This window comes from Companilactobacillus insicii (assembly GCF_003946015.1).
GTDB lineage: Bacteria > Bacillota > Bacilli > Lactobacillales > Lactobacillaceae > Companilactobacillus > Companilactobacillus insicii.
Genome location: NZ_RHNU01000001.1, coordinates 80005 through 98644, shown reverse-complemented (window position 1 = coordinate 98644; position 18640 = coordinate 80005). Strand labels below are relative to the sequence as shown.

Below are 18640 nucleotides of genomic sequence, written 5' to 3'. Positions count from 1 at the left end.
AAAAATCAAATTTGGATACTTATTTCATTATACTAGTATTTCAAACCATTCAAAATAATTGTTGAATCATCCTCACTATTCAATTGGTGCTTAAAATTACTCGAACTATTCTTTCCATGCTTGATAGAATTTGCTGAGATTTTTTCTAATTGATCATTTGCAGTGTGAGAATTAAGCGTTAAATTAGTCATTGATCCAGAACCAAATAAATTATTACTTAGATTTGCCCAAGTATTGCCTTCATTTAACAAATTAACATTCCAATTGACCAACGCATCCCTACCCACATATGCTTTAGACTTCAAATAAACATATTTTGAACTAGATTTACTGTTCAAGTTGTATGTAACTTTAGAATTTGCACGGGATAACACCTCGACAAATAAACCGGTTCGGTTATCTCGTTCTCCTACATCCGATAATTGTTGATGTATGGTAACTTCTGAATCATTTTCAGCTACGATCAAAACGTGAGTATTCAAATTCTCAGATTTAGTATTATCCTGTATTAAATCAATATTAATTGGTTCCATTACCTTCACTTCTTTAGGAATGTACAAAAAGACGCCCGAATTCATAAACGATAAATGATAAGCACTCATTTTATCTTCATTTGGAGAGATTACTTTATCCATCAAGGTCTTTTGAACCAATCTAGGATGAACACGTAATGCAGTGAGAATATCAGTTAAAATGACACCCTTAGTTTCTAATTCATCCGACAAATCATTTTTTACAATTGTTTGCCCTAACTGAGCAATGGTGCAATTATCTATTGTCTTGGAATCAACCAAATCCTTTTTCGATTTACTTCTTAATGGTGAATCCATCGAAATAAAATTATCTTTATTTTTAAAACATTGACTATCCTCAAATTCCAATTCATTCATACTCTTCAAAGCTTTAATCCTACGATTGATAAACCAATGTGGTTCACCACGATCATTCATGTCTAATTCAAAATCTTCTAAAAATTCATCGTTAATCTTCATTTTTTAACTTCCCTTATTAATATTCCTTTTATATATAAAATTATCAAAAAAATGCTTAATAACACTCGATTATGCGTTTACAAGTCTTATTTTCTCACAAATATTTCAAATTAAAATTAGGTAAATTGCTCATACACATTCAGTATAATTCGTGGCATAATAGAAAATAAATAATAGTTAATGTTTTCACTAACTAACAAACTCAAAAATATTTATTTTTGGAATATTGTGGAGGATGATTTTATGCAACTGATATCTGATAACGTAATGAATAAGAAATTTGATTTATGTAATGTTGAGCAACTGGATGATCAAACTGCACAACGCCTCCACTCACTTGGAATTCATGATGGTAGCCAAATGTCAGTCATTAGATTTTTTCCAATGCATGGACCTGTAATTGTCGAGATCGAACAGCAACAAATTGGCATAAGATATAAGGTATTCAAGCTTCTTTGTGGAGGTCAACTTCAATGACAACAGTCGCACTGATGGGTAATCCTAACACTGGAAAAACCACCATCTTCAACCAAATCACTGATACGTACGCTTACGTTGGTAATTGGACTGGCGTTACTGTTGAAAAAAAGATGGGCAATATTAAGCATTCAGAAATAGTTGTTACGGATTTACCAGGAATATATTCACTTAATCCCATTACAAAAGACGAATCAGTGGCTATTAATTATTTACTAACCGACGATGCTGACATAATTCTAAACGTAACTAACGCGGGACAGCTCAAACGCAACTTACTGTTATCTATCGAGTTGCTGGAATTTGGCCGACCAACCGTCATTGCACTAAACATGATAGACGATCTGAAACGTTCAGGTATCTACTATGATATCAGTACTTTATCAGAACGTCTTGGATGTCATATTGAAACTACCAATGCGCGCAACAAAGATGGAGTCAAAGAATTACGTGATGAATTGCTAAATATGCCTGCAGATGAACTTCCTGATGGTTCTGCCTTGGAATTGGACTATCCATTCATGGTTAAACAAGCCATTAGACAAGCCAGTGAACAATTGGTTTCTAAATATGATATGAAATCTCAATTTGCCCGCTGGTTATCCATTCAATATATCAACAAAAATAAAATCATTCGCAAATATGCAGTCCAACATGATTTAAAACCTTTGTTGGAACAAAAAGAATATTATGATGCTCAAAATTTTGAAAACAAAATATTCAATACCCGTTTAAACTTTATTGATACAACATTAACTGCCGCTACGAAGAACCTAAAATCCACTAACAACGTCGAAATGACTTCAAAAATTGATAAGATTATCACTCATCCTCTATTAGGATTACCGGTTTTTATACTGATATTTTTGTTAATGTTCAAATTATCTTTCGATTGGATTGGAACTCCAATTTCAGATCAATTGGATGCACTTTTATCCGGCCCTGTTTCAACATATGCTAATCAATTTCTAACTAGTGTTGGTGCAATGCCGTTCTTACGCTCATTAATTGTCGATGGTGTAATTGCTGGTGTTGGTGGTGTTTTGACATTCATTCCTCAAATATTCACTCTTTTTGCATGTATCTCAATTTTAGAAGATTCTGGCTATATGGCTAGAGCCGCCTTAGTGACTGATAGAATAATGCAGACAATCGGTTTAAACGGTAAAGCATTTATTCCGCTCATTATTGGATTTGGATGCAATGTAACTGGAATAATGGCTGCACGTACAATAGAACAACCCAAAGAGCGCTTAATTACAACTCTAATTTCACCATTCATGAGTTGCTCAGCGCGATTACCTATTTACAGCATATTTGTGGCTGCGTTTTTCCCAAGAAATCAAGCATTAATAGTTTTATCTATTTATTTTTTAGGTATAATTGTCGCCCTAACTATGGCAAAGATTTATCAGGTCGTCTTCAAGGTCAAAGACAGCACGGTCTTCATTGTAGAATTACCTAAATACCACATTCCACGTTTAGATATTATTTGGCGCGGTACTTGGGATAAGAGTAAGGGATTCGTTAAAAAAGCTGGTACGATTATTTTTGCTGGTACAGTTTTGATTTGGCTAATGTCTAACTTTGGACCAGCCGGATTCGTAACAGACATTGATAATAGTTTCTCAGCATTGTTAGGAAAAGTTTTACTACCGATCTTTGCTCCAATTGGTATTACGTCTTGGGAAGCTATCAGTGCACTATTCACTGGAATTATGGCAAAAGAAGTCATAAGTTCAAGTATGATGGTCCTATTTCATACTTCAAGTCAAACAGCTTTAATTGCGACATTTGGGCAGATGTTCACTCCTGTTGCTGCCTACTCAATGCTAGTTTTTGTTTTATTATATGTACCATGTTTTGCAACAATCGGTACTATCAAATCCGAAACTGGTTCAACTAAATGGGCCGTTTATTCGGTAGTTTCTAGTCTAATCATTGCATATGCAATATCATTTATTATCTTCCAAGTTGGAAGTTTCATTTTCTAAAATTAAAGGAGAAAGCAGATGTCACTTTTTATTAATGTACTAATTGCCGCGATAATTATAGGCCTAGCTGGATATGAAATTTATAAAGTTACCCAAAAGTCCAAACAGGGTAAATGTGCTGCTTGTGACTACAAATGTGAAGCCAAGTTAATGGCAGATAAAAGAAAAAGTATTTCAAATTAAAATATTTAGTTATAAACACCCCCGCATTTACTTACGTAAATACGAGGGTGTTTTGTCGCGCTTTTTTGTTTTGAGCAATTCCCCTAATACTTAATCACTAGGTCCATTGTTATACTTTGATTAAAGAAATATTTATATTATCTATCGATAAGGAGCTATCAACAATGGACGAACTAACTCATTTCAATGATCAAAATAGAGCTAAAATGGTTGACGTTACTGATAAAAAAGTTACTTCAAGATTTGCAATTGCAACTGGAAAAATAACGATGCAAGGTGAAACTCTAAATCGTATTCATGAAGGTAAAATAAAAAAAGGTGATGTTCTTGCAGTGGCTCAAATTGCTGGAATCATGGCAGCCAAACAAACTAGTTCTCTCATTCCAATGTGCCACTTAATTCCACTAACTGGTGTAGATATCCATTTTGAAGATAATGACAAAGATACTATTACAGTTACCACAAAAGTTAAGACAAAACATGTTACGGGAGTTGAAATTGAAGCATTATTAGCGGCTCAAACTACTCTTCTAACTATCTATGACATGTGTAAAGCTATTGATCGTGGAATGTTAATTTCTGATATCCATCTAATTGAAAAAGATGGAGGTAAAAGTGGACACTTCACGTATGAAAAATAGCCAACATAAGGAGGCTAATCATGATTGGAATTATTTTAAATGATCGAATTGGCAATACATCCATTGAAAATATTGATATGACCGCAAATAAACTTTTACTAATGACTTCAAATGTAGTTCTCTCCGCAAACAAAAAGAACTACGAAAGCTTAAAGAATTATTTTAAAGAAAAAGAAAATATTCAAGTGATATCCGAACATGGTGAATTTCAAAATTGCGGTGCATTAACTGACGTTTATTCAGCCAGCTGTCAATTCCCTAAAATGACAGATTTTTTAACACTATCAACTAAATACTGCAATCTTAATCAAGAAGTAATATCCACTCTAGCTGATAATCAAAATAGTTATGCTGTAACTACTACAAATAGTTTTTATACAATCAGTCATTTTAGTATCGATCAAGAGAACTTAGTTCCATATTTGAATTTAGAAAACTTCAGTTTTAAGGATTTTATAGTTGATGAGTTACAATGCTTGCCAATTACATTCGTAAAAAGTGATATAGACTAGTACTATATATAATTATGTTTTTAAAATATTCCAAAATTAAATAAATACTAGTAAAATCAATGTTAATAAACTTTAAAAATGTTATTATAAGGAGGAAATAAGACGTGAATCCAGAACAACCTAATAATTTATCTGAATATCAATACGATTATCAAAGAATCGTCGATCAGATATATCAAAAGGAGGATTTTGACTTTGTTGGCATAGCTATGCAATCTCAAGCTCCCCCACATTCCATCAAGTGGTCATTTGTCGCTGGAAATTCTAACGAGAGATTTAGAAAAATCGTCTTACGCAGTGGTATTGGGATTGCCGGTCTAGTAATAAGAACCGGTAAACCGTTTTGGGATAATGATTTAACTAACTATGAATACTCTAGTAAAATGTATACACCCATTGCACAAAGCGAAAGACTTCAGACAGCAGCTGCTGTTCCCATCACAAACAATCTTGGATTAATCGACGGAGTTTTGCTAGCGGGATATCATACGAATACTACAGTTTCAAATCAAACAGCCCAAATTCTTTCTCAATATCTTTAATTAGTTGAAAATAGAGAAAGGGCTGATTTTTTTTGCTTGAAACTACGCAATGGATCAATGATTACTTCGATGAATCTTCAGATGCAATCATGATTTTTAAAGATACACAATTAATAGTAAGCAATCACATGGCTAAAGAATTGCAAGATGAATTAAAAATGAACCCACAATATCTTGTCGAAATTGCGGATTCATCTGCCAAACAAAAATTCTCGTCTACTGATGACTGTTTTAATTGCATAATTCAAAACAAAATGAAACAGATTTCAATTCCAATCACATTGGCTAAAGAAATGCCACACCCTCTACCCTACTTTATGATCTATAACGTTATAGACTCTGAAAAACATGTATTTTCATTAACACTCAAGAGTCGTGGAACCATCAATCGCATGGATCAATTAGCGCAACAAAGAAAGTTAACACAATATGTTAATCGTGCTTACGAGGATGAGCGCAAACGTATATCAGAAGATTTACATGACAGCATAGCTCAAGGAGTCTATTCGGCCATAATGGGTGTAAGAAGACTGAATGACTCTGAAGTTTCTCAAGATGAAATTAAGAAACTAACAGAGGTTATACAGTCACAACTGAATGATACGCTTACTGAAGTTAAAAGAATGGCACTAGATGTCAGACCTTCAGTTCTCGATAGTTTTGGCCTTTTAGCAGCATTAAGAGTACTGGCTAAAAGACTACAGGAAAACTCCGGTGTCACCATTGATGTTATCGGTAATGCGGATACTAGCGGCCTATCAAGTGATATTCAGAGTGTATTCTATCGTATTGCTCAAGAAGCCATCAACAATGCTTTAAAGCACGCAAACGCTGAAGAGATTTCGATTCTTTTAGTTTCACATAATCATTTTATTACACTAGAAGTAATTGACGATGGGGATGGATTCGACGTCCCTGCACACCAAACGTTTAATGGCCACTCACTTGGGTTAATGAATATGAACGAACGCGTTAAAGCATTAAATGGCGCATTCAATATCAAATCCGTCAAGAATGAGGGAACTACAGTAACAGTTAAATTTCCAATAGCATGATTGGGGGGACTTCATGTATAAAGTCTTAATCGCTGATGACCATGCCGTCGTACGCTCGGGATTGTCATTTTTAGTAAATAAGCAAAATAACTTTAAAGTAGTTGGTGAAGAAGCAAACGGAACTGACACTTATATGCGCGTTGAACAAGGTGGAATTGATATTCTCATTATGGATTTGAGCATGCCTCCTGGTGAGAGCGGATTAATTACTACTCAACGTATCCATGACAAATATCCTGATGTAAGAATTCTCATTTTGTCGATGCATGAGGAACAGGAATATATTAATAAGGCTATTCATAATGGTGCAATGTCTTACATTCTAAAAAGCTCTTCAGATGACGAGTTAATAAAAGCCCTTAAGGCACTTTCAAATGGCAAGAACTATATTGACACAAATATCATGATTACTAAGTCAGACGTTCAAGAAATAAACTCTGATGGTGTCGATGTTGACTTGAAGGGATATAATGGTTTATCCAAACGTGAAAAGGAAATCTTCCCATTAATTGCTTTAGGATATTCCAACAAAGAAATAGCATCACAAATGTTTATCTCGACAAAGACAGTCGAAGCACACAAGGCTAATATTATTCGTAAGTTGTCATTAGACACTCGCGCTGACCTGGTTCGTTATGCTATTCATCATCACTTAATTGAATTTTAAAAAAGATTATGCAATTTTTATCTGCATAATCTTTTTTTATTTGGCTTTATTATTATACTTATTAAGCTGCAGACAAACGGGAATCAGTATCAGAATAATTGTTACCAGCCACATTATTAAACCTACCACAGAAAGTTTAATTTCACTGAACAATTCAAGCAGTATAAAGAGGATCGAAAATCCCGCTAGTGAGGCACAGTAAACATCTAAAATGGACCATTGTTTGTTCCATTTATTTTTCAACTCAAAGTTCTGCTTCGTAATTAACTGTCCATATGTTGGAAAATCATCATCTTCAATAATCTTCATTGTATTGTCAGAAACTTTATAAACTTCATACAATTCATCCTTTATATGAGTAACAACAAACCCTGCAACAATCATATCATTCGCAATTATCGCAACATCAACTGGTTCATTACGTTTTAACTCTACATTAGTAATAATTGAATCCTCAGGGTATCCTTTCTCAATTAGAACCTGAATAAACTTAGTAATATCTTTATCTTTACTCAATGAATTCTCCCCCACTCTCATTTTAAATACACAAAAGCGTCTAGCCGCGGTGGCTAGGCGTTTTCTATAGTTTTATTATCTTTGTCATATTTTGTTCTCAAAGCGGCAACTCTTATTTCAACAACCTGATTATTATTAATATGAGCAAATGCCAAAGCTTCATTCATCAAGCGCTTGATCTCAGCATTAGGTTTTTTCTCATCAATCGCATTCTGAGCAGCTTGTAGTTTTAATCTTGGTAAGTAATAAGTAACATGATATTCAGAACAAAGGTCAATTCCCATTTTAACTAATTTATTACTTAAATTGATATTCCCTTTTGTTGCATAATACTCAGATGTGAAGAATATCAAAGTTAAAATCTTTAAATAATGGTCATCTTCATCATCTGAATCTTTGGTTGGTTCATGATGATAAGTCTCAATAAATTGATATATCTTTTCAAAATAGAATTCTGCTTTTTCATTCTGTTTCTCACGAGAGTACATTACTCCCGATCCAAGATATGCTAGTTGCGTATAAATTGATTGATGTTTATCATCAAGATCATCCAATATTTGCGAAAAATCAAACAAAATATCAACTGGTTGCTGATTAGTCAAAGCATTTAATAGTCCTCTTAAATAATAAAACTGTGTTTTAAGCGGTATAAATTCTATCTTTTCAGGCTTTATCTCAGACAAAATATCTATTACTTCTTGATAGTTCTCCATCATCAATTCTTTTTCAGCATGATTCAAATTATCGCGCACCTTGGCAGTTGAAGTAGTGGAATCTTGATATAAATCGTCAACCATTAGTCCTAAGCGAGCACATAGTTTATTTAAAATTGTCAACGATGGTACTCGGCCATTATTCTCAAATTTGCTCAACGTTGCCTGTGTGCATATACCTTCGCAAAGTTTAACTTGCGATAGTTTTAATTCCTTACGTCTTTTTATGAATACGTCTATATTAATTTCTCTCACAATTAACACTCCAAATTTTAACTATCATAAATTCCTAATGAGATTTTTGCAAAGCGACTAGCCATATCTAAATCCCAAGCTGGTTCCCAAACTAAATTAATTTCTACGTTATTAACACCCTCAACTAACTCAGCAGCATCTACAATCTCATCATGTAAATAATCTCCTAGGGGACATCCCATAGTAGTTAGTGTCATAGTAATAGTACAATTACCATCTATTATATCAATCTTATAAATCAATCCAAGGTTTACAATATCAATTCCTAACTCTGGATCAATTACGTCCATCAAAGATTCTTTAACTTGGTCTTCCATCGTTGTTTCCGTCATGATAACTATCCGCCTTTCAGGTTGTTTAAACTTATTATCTCACTTATCCACCGATTTGACTCATATGTCTCCAAGTTGGCGCTTTGTCAATTATTCGATCTGCTTCATCCATAGCCATTTCATGATTCAAAGGTTTACGATCTAAAGACTTTTGTATCAAACGTCTGAATTCTTTTTTATCAGGAATAGCTTTACGAATATCAATTTCTTCATTCCAATATAAACATGCTTTAACGTACCCATCGGCTGTAATACGTAACCTATTACAGTTTTCACAGAATTTAGCACTGATAGGATGAATTAGGCCAAAACTCCCTTTAAACCCTTCTATCTGATAGTTATCGGATGGACCATTACCTTTTAATTCAATTGGCGAATATTCCAGCCCATTTTCTTTACATATATCGAACACACTTTGTAAACCTACATATTCTTTCTTCCACATCTTCTCAGAATTACCGATTGGCATGAATTCGATAAACCTTACATTAACATCATGGTATTTAGTGTAATTTAAAAAGTCTAAAATTTCATCATCGTTTTGACCCTTAATCAAAACTACGTTTAATTTGATCTTTTTAAAATGTAATTCAGCCGCAGTATTTATACCATCAAGTACTTGTTCTATATTGCCACCACGGGTTATTTCTTTATAACGTTTAGCTTGAAATGTATCTAAACTAATATTCAATCGGTCCAGTCCTGCTTCTTTCAAATCTTTTGCTTTTTTTGTCAGAAACAATCCATTGGTTGTAATTGAAACGTCTTCAATACCTTCAACTGCTTTTATTCTTCTAATGATATCAACTACATCAGTCCTCAATAATGGTTCCCCACCGGTTATACGTACCTTTGAAATACCCATCTCGGCAAAGTTCTCTATCATCTTAACTATTTCATCTTGAGACAAAACTTTTTCAGTTGGAAAAAACGGTAGACCTTCCTTAGGCATGCAGTATACACATCTTAGATTACATCTATCTGTAATTGATAAGCGCACGTAATCATGCACCCGATCATATTGGTCATACAATTTTTCCATAATTAAAGCCTCCAAATGCAAAATACAAACTTGTGAATTATATAATTAACTACTTTAATTATGTATTAAAATTATTCCAAAATGAATTGGTGAAAGCCCTATAAAAATCATAAAAAAAAGGCCAACAATCCTATTTAAGATTGTTGACCAAAACTATACCTAATTCCATAGTTATGTCATTTAAAAAAATATATATTCCAACTTTGTTAATCTGTGTTGGCGCGTGTAAAAGTAACAATGGCTGTTGAAGCAATTAACAGCAATGCACCAATTATGATATTGGAAGTAACTTGAATTGGGAAGAAAAAGTAAGAATAAATAATTACAACAATGGGACCTAATGCACGAACGATATTAGCTTTACCTGCTGTAATGAACTTCAAACTTGTATAGAACAATAGTAACGACAAGAAGCCATTGAAGAAAGCACCAAAGAAATTAAAAGTTACGGCTTTTGCTTGAATACCTCCGAAAGTACCAGGAATAATCAATGCATAAATAAATAATAATGCTGCAGAAACCAAGTGGTTATAAAATAAAACATTTCCTGGATTGTTATCTTCAACCAAATACTTAGCAATAATATTATTTATTGCATACATCAATGGGTAAATAAAAGCACAAACAATTCCCCAAATACTATCTATTTCAATACGACCAGTAGAAACAAATATTGATCCACCGATACACATCATAATTGCTAGATAATCCCACTTCACTAATTTTTCTTTTAAAAACATATATGACAATGCAAAAACATAAACCAGATATATCCTAGCAATCAACGTAACCGTTACTGGACTTAACAACGTCAAAGCAATATATTGTAAAATAACGCCAACCGCATTAGATAATCCTAGAGCAATGACCCATTTGTTTCTAATAATAGAAAAATCATGATACATGACAAATATCAGGATCAAATTAAAAATTGCTGCAAAAACACTTGTGAATAGAGCACCTATAACTGGATTTAAACTGACTAATGAAAATTTATTAAGTACTGGACTAATACTACTGAATAATAATGAAATTAAATTAAGCTCAACTCCTAAAAGTTGGGCTTTTTTGGTAGTCATAGAATTCATTAAGCTAATTCTTCGACCTTAAATGGCTTACTTGCTAAATCAGCCTTAATCTCATTTACATCCAAATCATCATTTCCAGAAATTGTCAAAGTCATCTTGTCCATATCTTTATCTAGCTTCTCTACACCCTTTGCATCTTTAATCAATTCAGCAATATGTTTTGGGCAATTCTCACAATGCAATCCACTTACTAAAATTTGTTTTTCCATAATAATATTCCTCCAATATATTAATTCTATTACTATTTTATAATATCGCAGTCGAAAATTAATTTAACTTAGGAATTTTACTAATTTTTTATTATTCATAAAAACGATAAACTATAAGTAATATAGGAATGGAGATTAATTATGGCTGAAAATGTAAGTATGGAACAATCAATTTATCAACTACTAAATGACGTAAATCGTAATTACTTTACTTCTAACCGTCAATTAAACAAGCAATCAATGTTGTACCAAACAATTGAAGAAGTCCAAGGAAAAGGTTGGTTTAATGATTTGGAACTACAAGAAATCGAAAATTATTCACTAGCCACTGCTACGTTAAAACCTGCAACTTTAACAAAATCAGGAATCAATAAATTGACTGAACTCAAAAAAATATATGGTAAGGAGGAAACTAAGTAATGGACATTGATGACTTAAAGAAACAAATGAATGGTCGCTTTGAAAATGCACCAATTCAATCATCGGCTTTTTACGCCGATCCTGAGGATCACTTAGATAATCAAAAGAAACTACGTACAACACTTAAGGCGTTTACCGAGACTCAAAAAATGATTACACCCTTTGCTTTGCAGATTCTCTGCACACATGCTGAAATAACTCTAATGCCATTAGGATTACTGGATTTAAACGAATTAAAAACATGGGAAGATCAACAAAGAAAAGATACCGGTATACTAGTTGGTAATCCCGATAAGCGTACTGGGATGCCTTTAGTTATCCAATTTGAATCACACGTTAAAGAATTTCCTTCAGAAAAAAAAGTCTTAGACGTCTATACAGATGACATGTTCAATCATTTCCATGAAACTTTTAATGATCACATTTGGCCAGTAGTAATGAAGTATCTAAATGAAAATCAAACTATTCTCAAAAAAATTGAAAAGAAACTGGTTGAAGAAAGAATTAATGTTCGTGACCTTACATTAAAACAATTAGAACCGCTAAATGAATCTGAAATAAAAGAGAAGCTTGGCGTACCTTTAAAAAAGGATCAATTAGAACACTATTCAAATTATATAGCTGACATGAGCCAAGTAAATTCAATACTTACCTCTTCAAGTACCTTTACAAAAGAACAGATTTTAAAAGACAAACCTTTTCCTCAAATGATGAATTTAGCAGAAATGCGTAACACATTCTTCTATGTTTTGGACAATACTTTCAACGAAATATTATATTTCTACATTGAAGCATATGGCACAACAAATCCAAAATTAAAGAAACACTTACAAACGCTGAGAAAAAATCTAGCGGCAATTATGCGACAAGACGCATGGAAAAAATCTAACGACACTATTGAAAAAGAACAAAAGTTTGAACCGCAAAAGTTTTTCAATTCCGTATTCTTACCAATTTCTGAAAACTTAGAAGTCGAAATTGATAAATTCAAGTAAGGAGAATATCATGGCATCACCATTTGAACAATTTGAACACTTAAATCCAAAATTAATTAATTTGGAAGATTATATCCTCCACTTGATTGAATTAAATAAAGATGACATTATTTCTGAAGCTAGTGGTTTCCTTAAATCAAGCCGCTTCTTACATGGTGCATTCTTTTATCTATTTTCAGGTTTTGGAACTACTGATGATCTACGTGAAAATGCACTTCAATCAGCCGCCGCTGCAACCCAAATGTTTTATATTAGAAACGAAATGATGCGTAGACATCAAGCTGGTCCTGATTCTATCAAATTAAACTTTATGGTTGAATATTTTTCCGATTTAATCGATGTTGAGCTACGCAAATGTTCTGCAGACGATGACGCCTTACAAGGAAAAATCGATGCAATTCAAGAAATAACCACACAACAATTGATGGCTGATGAACAAATGGTAAAACCCGTCGAAGATATCGGTGAATACATTAAAAGAGTCGAAGGACGATCAGCAGTAATGTTTGAATTTGCTTGTCGATTTGGTGCACAAGCTGCACATGCATCGGATATTATTGTTGATTCTGCAGGTGAAATTGGAAAAACCATCGGTATTGCTTATCAAATTAAAAGTGAAGTCCTCGATTTAGTTGGTATTAACACAACCGAAGAAGAATTTGGACCACTATACATGCTTCAAAGCGGTGAATTTACCCTACCAGTTATTTTTGCTATAGGTAAAAAGGGACCTGACTTTATGAATAAAATTGCTGAAGCTGGACGAACCGGTGAAAAGTCTCTTGCTGAAACAGCCGAAGAGGTCATTGACAACGGTGTAGATGCGTCCCAAGTTATGGTTAAAGAATATAAGGATCAAGCGCTATTCGACATTAATATGCTTCCTGAAATACCTGAAAAACATGATTTACAAAAATTAGTAGAAATGTTGCTATAAAAAAAGTAGATGCAAAATTGCATCTACTTTTTCATTTTTACTACATTAAATACTCTAAATCACTTGCTGGTGTGGGATAAGCAAATATTGTGTTAACTATTTCATCGTGAGTCATTTTCTTATTAATAGCTAATGTTAAATAATTTATCATTTCATCAGCTTCATTACTCATAAGCGTTGCACCAACAATTTGTTTATCTTTATTAAAAATAATCTTTGCCTTTGAAATTGGTTCATTAGTCCTATAATAAGTGAACCATTTTGTTAAATCCTGATCGACAATAGAATAGTCATCAGGATTTTTTTCTGCTTCAGCAGTACTTATACCTACCCTAGCTAACTCTGGTGAACCGTATACAAGCGTTGGAATTGCCGGATATTCAATGTCTTTATCAGTTCTATCTAAAATCACATCCGCAACATATCTAGCATCATATCCTGCTACTGGGGTCAGCTTAGGTTGATCCTTGTCAACAACATCCCCAATAGCATAAATATTAGGATTGGTAGTTTGCAACTTACTGTTAGTTTTGATTCCTTTATGAGAATATTCTACATTAGCTTTTTCCAAATCCAAATTATCAACATTAGGAATACGACCGGTAGCTCCAATAACTAAATCACTAACTAAATTAAAGTCTCCTGCATCCAATACATATTGATCACCAAATTTAGCAATTGACTTAGTATCCACATTAAAGTGGAATTGAATGCCACGATTTTCTAACTGCTTAACCAGCGCATCTACATAACTAGTATCAAATTTCTTAAGAGGACGATCGTTGTGGTGCACAATATGAACTTCAGCACCAGTTGAACTGGCAATTGTAGCTAGCTCAAAGGCAATGTAACCAGCACCAATAAAGGTTATTTTCTTAGGCATTGATTTGAGATTCATAAAGTCTGTGCTAGTTAATAGATTTTCTTTACCTTCAATATTAAGACGACTAGGCCGTTGACCAGTTGCAATCACAAATTTATCTGCTTGATAAATATCATCATTAACATTAATTTGATTATCAGAAATGAATTTGGGACTACCATCAATTGCCGTGATTCCGGCACTGACAATACCATTTCGACTACCTTCAGGTATTTTGCTTGTATAAGTATCCTTAAAAGCTTCAATTTCAGGCCATTTCACAAATGGTGCATCTTCAAATCCCTTTCCCTTTAATTGAGCTATTCTATCACGTGCTTGAACGCCACTCAATAACATCTTCTTAGGGTCACAGCCACGATTAGGACATGTACCACCCCATTGATAATTTTCTACAACAGCTATATCTTTACCAGATGATTTTAAAGCATACGCTTCTGCAAGCCCGGCTGGACCACCGCCAATAATTATTGCATCAAATTTGTTCATTTATAAGACTACCTCCGATAAATTGAATAAAAAAAAGACCCCATAACATTTCTATTATAAGAGTCTATATACAAATATTTTAATTATATGCTTAAACTAGAATTCAGCATTACCAGGTGTTCTAGGATATGCAATAACATCTCTGATATTTTCCATACCAGTAATATACATGATTAATCTTTCAAATCCGATACCAAAACCTGAGTGAATTGTTCCACCATACTTACGTAATTCTAAGTACCACTTGTATTCGTCTTCGTTCATATCAAGTTCAGACATTCTTGCTTCAAGCTTATCTAGGCGCTCCTCACGTTGTGATCCACCAATTAGTTCACCGATTTCAGGAACTAGTAGGTCGGCTGCCGCAACAGTCTTTCCATCATCATTAGCACGCATATAGAAGGCTTTGAAATCCTTTGGATAGTCAGTAATGAAGACAGGTTTCTTATAAACTTGTTCTGATAGGTAACGCTCATGTTCAGAATCAAGGTCTAGTCCCCAGTATGGCTTAACTTCGAATTCAACATCTGTGGCTTTTTCCAAAATATCAATTGCATCAGTATAAGTTACATGGGCAAATTCTTCACCAGCAGTGGCTTTCAAACGATCAATCAATGTATTATCAACATTTTCGTTCAAGAAATCTAATTCTTCCTTGGCGTTATCCATCACATAGTTAATAACGTATTTAAGTAACTCTTCAGAACAATCCATCTCATCTTGCAAATCCGCAAAGGCCATTTCTGGCTCAATCATCCAGAATTCTGAAGCATGACGACCTGTATGTGAATTTTCAGCTCTAAATGTAGGACCGAATGTATAGACGTTTCTAAATGCTAAAGCAAATGGTTCAACTTCTAGTTGTCCACTAACTGTCAAGTTAGTTTCTTTCTTAAAGAAATCTTCGCTATAATCCACTTTACCGTCATCGGTCTTAGGAACATTGTTCATATCAAGTGTTGTTACTTCAAACATCTCACCAGCACCTTCGGCATCAGAACTGGTGATGATTGGTGTATGAACATAAACAAAGTCATGTTTTTGTAAGTATTCATGAATGGCAAAGGCTGCTAATGAACGAATACGAAATACTGAATAAAATGTATTAGTTCTTGGACGTAGATGTGCAATAGTTCTCATAAATTCATATGAGTGAGCCTTCTTTTGTAAAGGATAATCGGCATCAGAAGAACCCTCTTCAACAACTTCAGTAGCGTGAATCTCAAATGGTTGTTGAGCTTTAGGAGTTAATGCAACCTCTCCGACAACTTTGATAGTTGTGCTAATTGGAAATTTAACTACTTCGGCATAATTGTCCATATCACTTGTAATAACAACTTGAACATTCTTAAAGAATGAACCGTCGTTTAACTCAATAAAACCTACTCGTTTTGAACCTCTAATTGTACGGATCCAACCAGAAACAGTAATTTTATCACCGTCAGCAAACTCTTTTTTGTATAAGTCTTTAACTAAAATATTTTGCATTTATTTCTCCTTTTAATTTTGGAATACTACAAACAAAAAAATCCTCCATCCCCAATAAAAGGGACGAAAGATTTTCCGCGGTACCACCCAAGTTTTTTTAAAAAAACACCTCAAAGCACGATTATATACTTACCAACTATAACGTACTGGTCCACGTCTAAACCTACTCTCGAAATTTCAGTTAGAAGAACAAAAGATGTTTTTCGTATATACCGACACGCCAAGTTCTCAGTATCCTAGGCTCCCTGTGGATTGAGTATATAGTACTCCTTCTTTTAATATCTACGATATTATATTTTCTTAAATGTAGCATATCTTTATATTGCTTGTAAAGCGCTAATTAGTTATTTACCTGAATCATCAGTTTGTCCTTTATTCAAGTTTAAGACTGACATAAATGCTTCTTGAGGAACTGATACTTTTCCGACTTCTTTCATACGCTTCTTACCAGCTTTTTGCTTATTTAAAAGCTTGTCTCTACGCGTACGATCACCACCATATAACTTAGCAGTAACATCTTTACGATAAGCTTTAACTGTTGCACGAGCGACAATCTTGTTACCAATTGCAGCTTGTACAGGTATCTCAAACATTTGACGAGGAATAACTTCCTTAAGTCGAGAAACAATATCGCGACCACGTTGATAAGCAAAATCCTTATGGACAATAAAACTAAGAGCATCAACTGGTTCACCATTAAGTAAAATATCCATCTTAACTAATTCACTTGGTTCATATTCTTCAACACGATAATCGAGTGATGCATAACCCTTAGTATTAGATTTCAAATCATCGAAGAAATCAAAAATAATTTCAAGTAATGGCAACTTATAAATAACGTTAACACGATATTTATCTAAATAATCCATTGTTACGAACTGACCACGTTTACGTTGGCACAATTCCATAACAGGACCTACAAAATCTTCTGGAACCATAATTTCAGCTCGTACATATGGTTCTCGAACCTCTTTAATTTCTGAGGCATCTGGCAACTCTGCAGGATTATCAACGATAATTTCTTCACCTGAAGTTGTTGTTACATGATAATCAACTGATGGTGATGTAATAATCAAATCTAAGTTAAATTCACGCTCTAATCGTTCTTGAACAACATCCATATGCAGTAAGCCTAGGAATCCTACACGGAAACCAAAACCTAGTGCTTGAGAAGTTTCAGGTTCGTACTCCAAAGCGGCATCATTTAACTTTAGTTTTTCTAGTGCCTCATGTAAATCCTCGTACTTACCATTATCAACAGGATACATACCAGCATAAACCATTGGAGTGCTCTTGCGATATCCAGTCAAAGGTTCATCAGTCGGATTATCAGCTAATGTTACAGTATCACCCACTTGTGTATCAACAACGGATTTAATACTTGCAGTAATATAACCAACATCTCCGGCCATTAAGTAGTCTCTTGAAACGGCCTTAGGAGACATCACACCAACGTCTGTAACTTCGAAGGTCTTTTTATTACTCATCAATTCAATTGTATCTCCAACCTTAACAAGCCCTTCACGAACGCGGACGTTAAGAACAACTCCTCGATAACTATCATACACAGAATCAAAGATTAATGCTTTTAATGGTTTATCAATATCACCTTCGGGTGCTGGAACATCTGAAACAATACGTTCCAATAACTCATCGATTCCCAAACCAGTTTTAGCACTAGTCATGACAGCATCTTGAGCATCAATACCGATCATCTCTTCAATTTCCTCTTGAACCTTTTCTGGCTGTGCTGATGGCAAATCAACTTTATTGATAACTGGTACTATTTCCAAATCATTATCGATAGCTAAATATGAATTAGCTAATGTCTGAGCTTCGACACCTTGTGCAGCATCAACTACTAACAGTGCACCTTCACAGGCAGCCAGCGAACGCGACACTTCATATGAGAAGTCCACGTGTCCTGGCGTATCAATTAAATGAAAAATATAATCCTTACCATCTTTAGCAGTATATTCCAATTCAACCGCATTTAACTTAATTGTAATTCCACGTTCTCTTTCTAGATCAAGATCATCTAGGATTTGAGCTTTCATATCACGCTTTGCCACAGTGTGTGTTCTTTCCAAAATACGATCGGCAATTGTCGATTTACCGTGATCAATATGCGCTACGATAGAAAAATTACGAATTCTTTTTTGTCGTTCTTTTAATTTGTCAAGATCCAGATCCATAAATGTTTCCCTTCTATC

General features: G+C 34.0%; 21 protein-coding genes and 1 other annotated feature. Of the genes, 11 read left to right on the top strand and 10 right to left on the bottom strand.

Translation table 11 applies throughout. The features are described 5' to 3' along the window. Positions 1-32: 32 nt before the first annotated feature. Positions 33-992, bottom strand: coding sequence for a SufD family Fe-S cluster assembly protein (locus tag EKM79_RS00510; RefSeq protein WP_125565171.1), 960 nt, complete (start codon positions 990-992; stop codon positions 33-35). 243 nt (positions 993-1235) lie between these two features. On the opposite strand from EKM79_RS00510, the gene EKM79_RS00505 reads away from it, so the two are divergent. The 8 genes from EKM79_RS00505 to EKM79_RS00470 all read left to right on the top strand — a co-directional run bounded on the left by EKM79_RS00505 (position 1236) and on the right by EKM79_RS00470 (position 7063). Continuing rightward, the gene (locus EKM79_RS00505; RefSeq protein WP_246005586.1) at positions 1236-1469 is read left to right on the top strand and encodes a FeoA family protein; all 234 of its coding nucleotides are present in this window, start codon (positions 1236-1238) and stop codon (positions 1467-1469) included. Beyond that, positions 1466-3463: a ferrous iron transport protein B gene (gene feoB / locus EKM79_RS00500; protein WP_125565170.1), complete on the top strand. Its 1998-nt coding sequence runs from the start codon at positions 1466-1468 to the stop codon at positions 3461-3463. The genes EKM79_RS00505 and feoB overlap by 4 nt, the downstream gene beginning before the upstream one ends. An 18-nt stretch (positions 3464-3481) precedes the next feature. Further along, positions 3482-3646, top strand: a complete 165-nt coding sequence (locus tag EKM79_RS00495; RefSeq protein WP_125565169.1) for a FeoB-associated Cys-rich membrane protein — start codon at positions 3482-3484, stop codon at positions 3644-3646. A 164-nt stretch (positions 3647-3810) separates the two neighbouring features. Continuing rightward, positions 3811-4287 carry a cyclic pyranopterin monophosphate synthase MoaC gene (gene moaC, locus EKM79_RS00490; RefSeq protein ID WP_125565168.1) on the top strand — a complete coding sequence of 159 codons (477 nt, stop codon included), beginning with the start codon at positions 3811-3813 and terminating at the stop codon, positions 4285-4287. Positions 4288-4307: 20 nt separating this feature from the next. Next, positions 4308-4799 carry a molybdenum cofactor guanylyltransferase gene (locus EKM79_RS00485; RefSeq protein ID WP_125565167.1) on the top strand — a complete coding sequence of 164 codons (492 nt, stop codon included), beginning with the start codon at positions 4308-4310 and terminating at the stop codon, positions 4797-4799. Between the two features lie 104 nt (positions 4800-4903). Beyond that, on the top strand, positions 4904-5341 hold the full coding sequence (locus EKM79_RS00480) for a GAF domain-containing protein (protein WP_125565166.1): 438 nt from the start codon (positions 4904-4906) through the stop codon (positions 5339-5341). A 32-nt stretch (positions 5342-5373) separates the two neighbouring features. Further along, positions 5374-6396: a sensor histidine kinase gene (locus EKM79_RS00475; protein WP_125565165.1), complete on the top strand. Its 1023-nt coding sequence runs from the start codon at positions 5374-5376 to the stop codon at positions 6394-6396. Between the two features lie 13 nt (positions 6397-6409). Then, positions 6410-7063, top strand: coding sequence for a response regulator (locus EKM79_RS00470; protein ID WP_125565164.1), 654 nt, complete (start codon positions 6410-6412; stop codon positions 7061-7063). A 36-nt stretch (positions 7064-7099) separates the two neighbouring features. Here the strand turns inward: EKM79_RS00470 and EKM79_RS00465 are convergent, their stop codons facing one another. The 6 genes from EKM79_RS00465 to EKM79_RS00440 all read right to left on the bottom strand — a co-directional run bounded on the left by EKM79_RS00465 (position 7100) and on the right by EKM79_RS00440 (position 11218). Continuing rightward, positions 7100-7579: a hypothetical protein gene (locus EKM79_RS00465; RefSeq protein ID WP_125565163.1), complete on the bottom strand. Its 480-nt coding sequence runs from the start codon at positions 7577-7579 to the stop codon at positions 7100-7102. 53 nt (positions 7580-7632) lie between these two features. Then, positions 7633-8538, bottom strand: coding sequence for a helix-turn-helix domain-containing protein (locus EKM79_RS00460; protein ID WP_125565231.1), 906 nt, complete (start codon positions 8536-8538; stop codon positions 7633-7635). Positions 8539-8564: 26 nt separating this feature from the next. After that, the gene (locus tag EKM79_RS00455; protein ID WP_125565162.1) at positions 8565-8879 is read right to left on the bottom strand and encodes a metal-sulfur cluster assembly factor; all 315 of its coding nucleotides are present in this window, start codon (positions 8877-8879) and stop codon (positions 8565-8567) included. A 43-nt stretch (positions 8880-8922) separates the two neighbouring features. Further along, complete coding sequence (gene moaA, locus EKM79_RS00450; protein WP_125565161.1) at positions 8923-9921, bottom strand: GTP 3',8-cyclase MoaA; 999 nt, start codon at positions 9919-9921, stop codon at positions 8923-8925. Between the two features lie 206 nt (positions 9922-10127). Further along, complete coding sequence (locus tag EKM79_RS00445) at positions 10128-11009, bottom strand: DMT family transporter (RefSeq protein ID WP_125565160.1); 882 nt, start codon at positions 11007-11009, stop codon at positions 10128-10130. Then, positions 11009-11218 carry a heavy-metal-associated domain-containing protein gene (locus EKM79_RS00440; protein ID WP_125565159.1) on the bottom strand — a complete coding sequence of 70 codons (210 nt, stop codon included), beginning with the start codon at positions 11216-11218 and terminating at the stop codon, positions 11009-11011. Before EKM79_RS00440 ends, EKM79_RS00445 begins: the two co-directional genes overlap by 1 nt. 141 nt (positions 11219-11359) lie before the next feature. On the opposite strand from EKM79_RS00440, the gene EKM79_RS00435 reads away from it, so the two are divergent. The 3 genes from EKM79_RS00435 to EKM79_RS00425 are packed head-to-tail and all read left to right on the top strand — an operon-like array spanning position 11360 to position 13570. After that, positions 11360-11638: a hypothetical protein gene (locus tag EKM79_RS00435; protein ID WP_125565158.1), complete on the top strand. Its 279-nt coding sequence runs from the start codon at positions 11360-11362 to the stop codon at positions 11636-11638. Further along, positions 11638-12633 carry a hypothetical protein gene (locus tag EKM79_RS00430; RefSeq protein ID WP_125565157.1) on the top strand — a complete coding sequence of 332 codons (996 nt, stop codon included), beginning with the start codon at positions 11638-11640 and terminating at the stop codon, positions 12631-12633. Before EKM79_RS00435 ends, EKM79_RS00430 begins: the two co-directional genes overlap by 1 nt. 10 nt (positions 12634-12643) lie before the next feature. After that, complete coding sequence (locus EKM79_RS00425; protein ID WP_125565156.1) at positions 12644-13570, top strand: polyprenyl synthetase family protein; 927 nt, start codon at positions 12644-12646, stop codon at positions 13568-13570. Between the two features lie 40 nt (positions 13571-13610). Here EKM79_RS00425 and EKM79_RS00420 read toward each other — a convergent pair whose 3' ends face one another. The 3 genes from EKM79_RS00420 to lepA form a co-directional block, all read right to left on the bottom strand. Further along, positions 13611-14939 (bottom strand): dihydrolipoyl dehydrogenase family protein, encoded by a 1329-nt coding sequence (locus tag EKM79_RS00420; RefSeq protein WP_125565155.1) that lies wholly within the window; start codon positions 14937-14939, stop codon positions 13611-13613. 96 nt (positions 14940-15035) lie between these two features. Next, positions 15036-16427, bottom strand: a complete 1392-nt coding sequence (gene asnS, locus EKM79_RS00415) for an asparagine--tRNA ligase (protein WP_125565154.1) — start codon at positions 16425-16427, stop codon at positions 15036-15038. A gap of 56 nt (positions 16428-16483) precedes the next feature. Further along, positions 16484-16716: a binding site (T-box leader), on the bottom strand. A 55-nt stretch (positions 16717-16771) separates the two neighbouring features. Further along, on the bottom strand, positions 16772-18622 hold the full coding sequence (gene lepA / locus EKM79_RS00410; protein WP_425454011.1) for a translation elongation factor 4: 1851 nt from the start codon (positions 18620-18622) through the stop codon (positions 16772-16774). Positions 18623-18640: the final 18 nt, after the last annotated feature.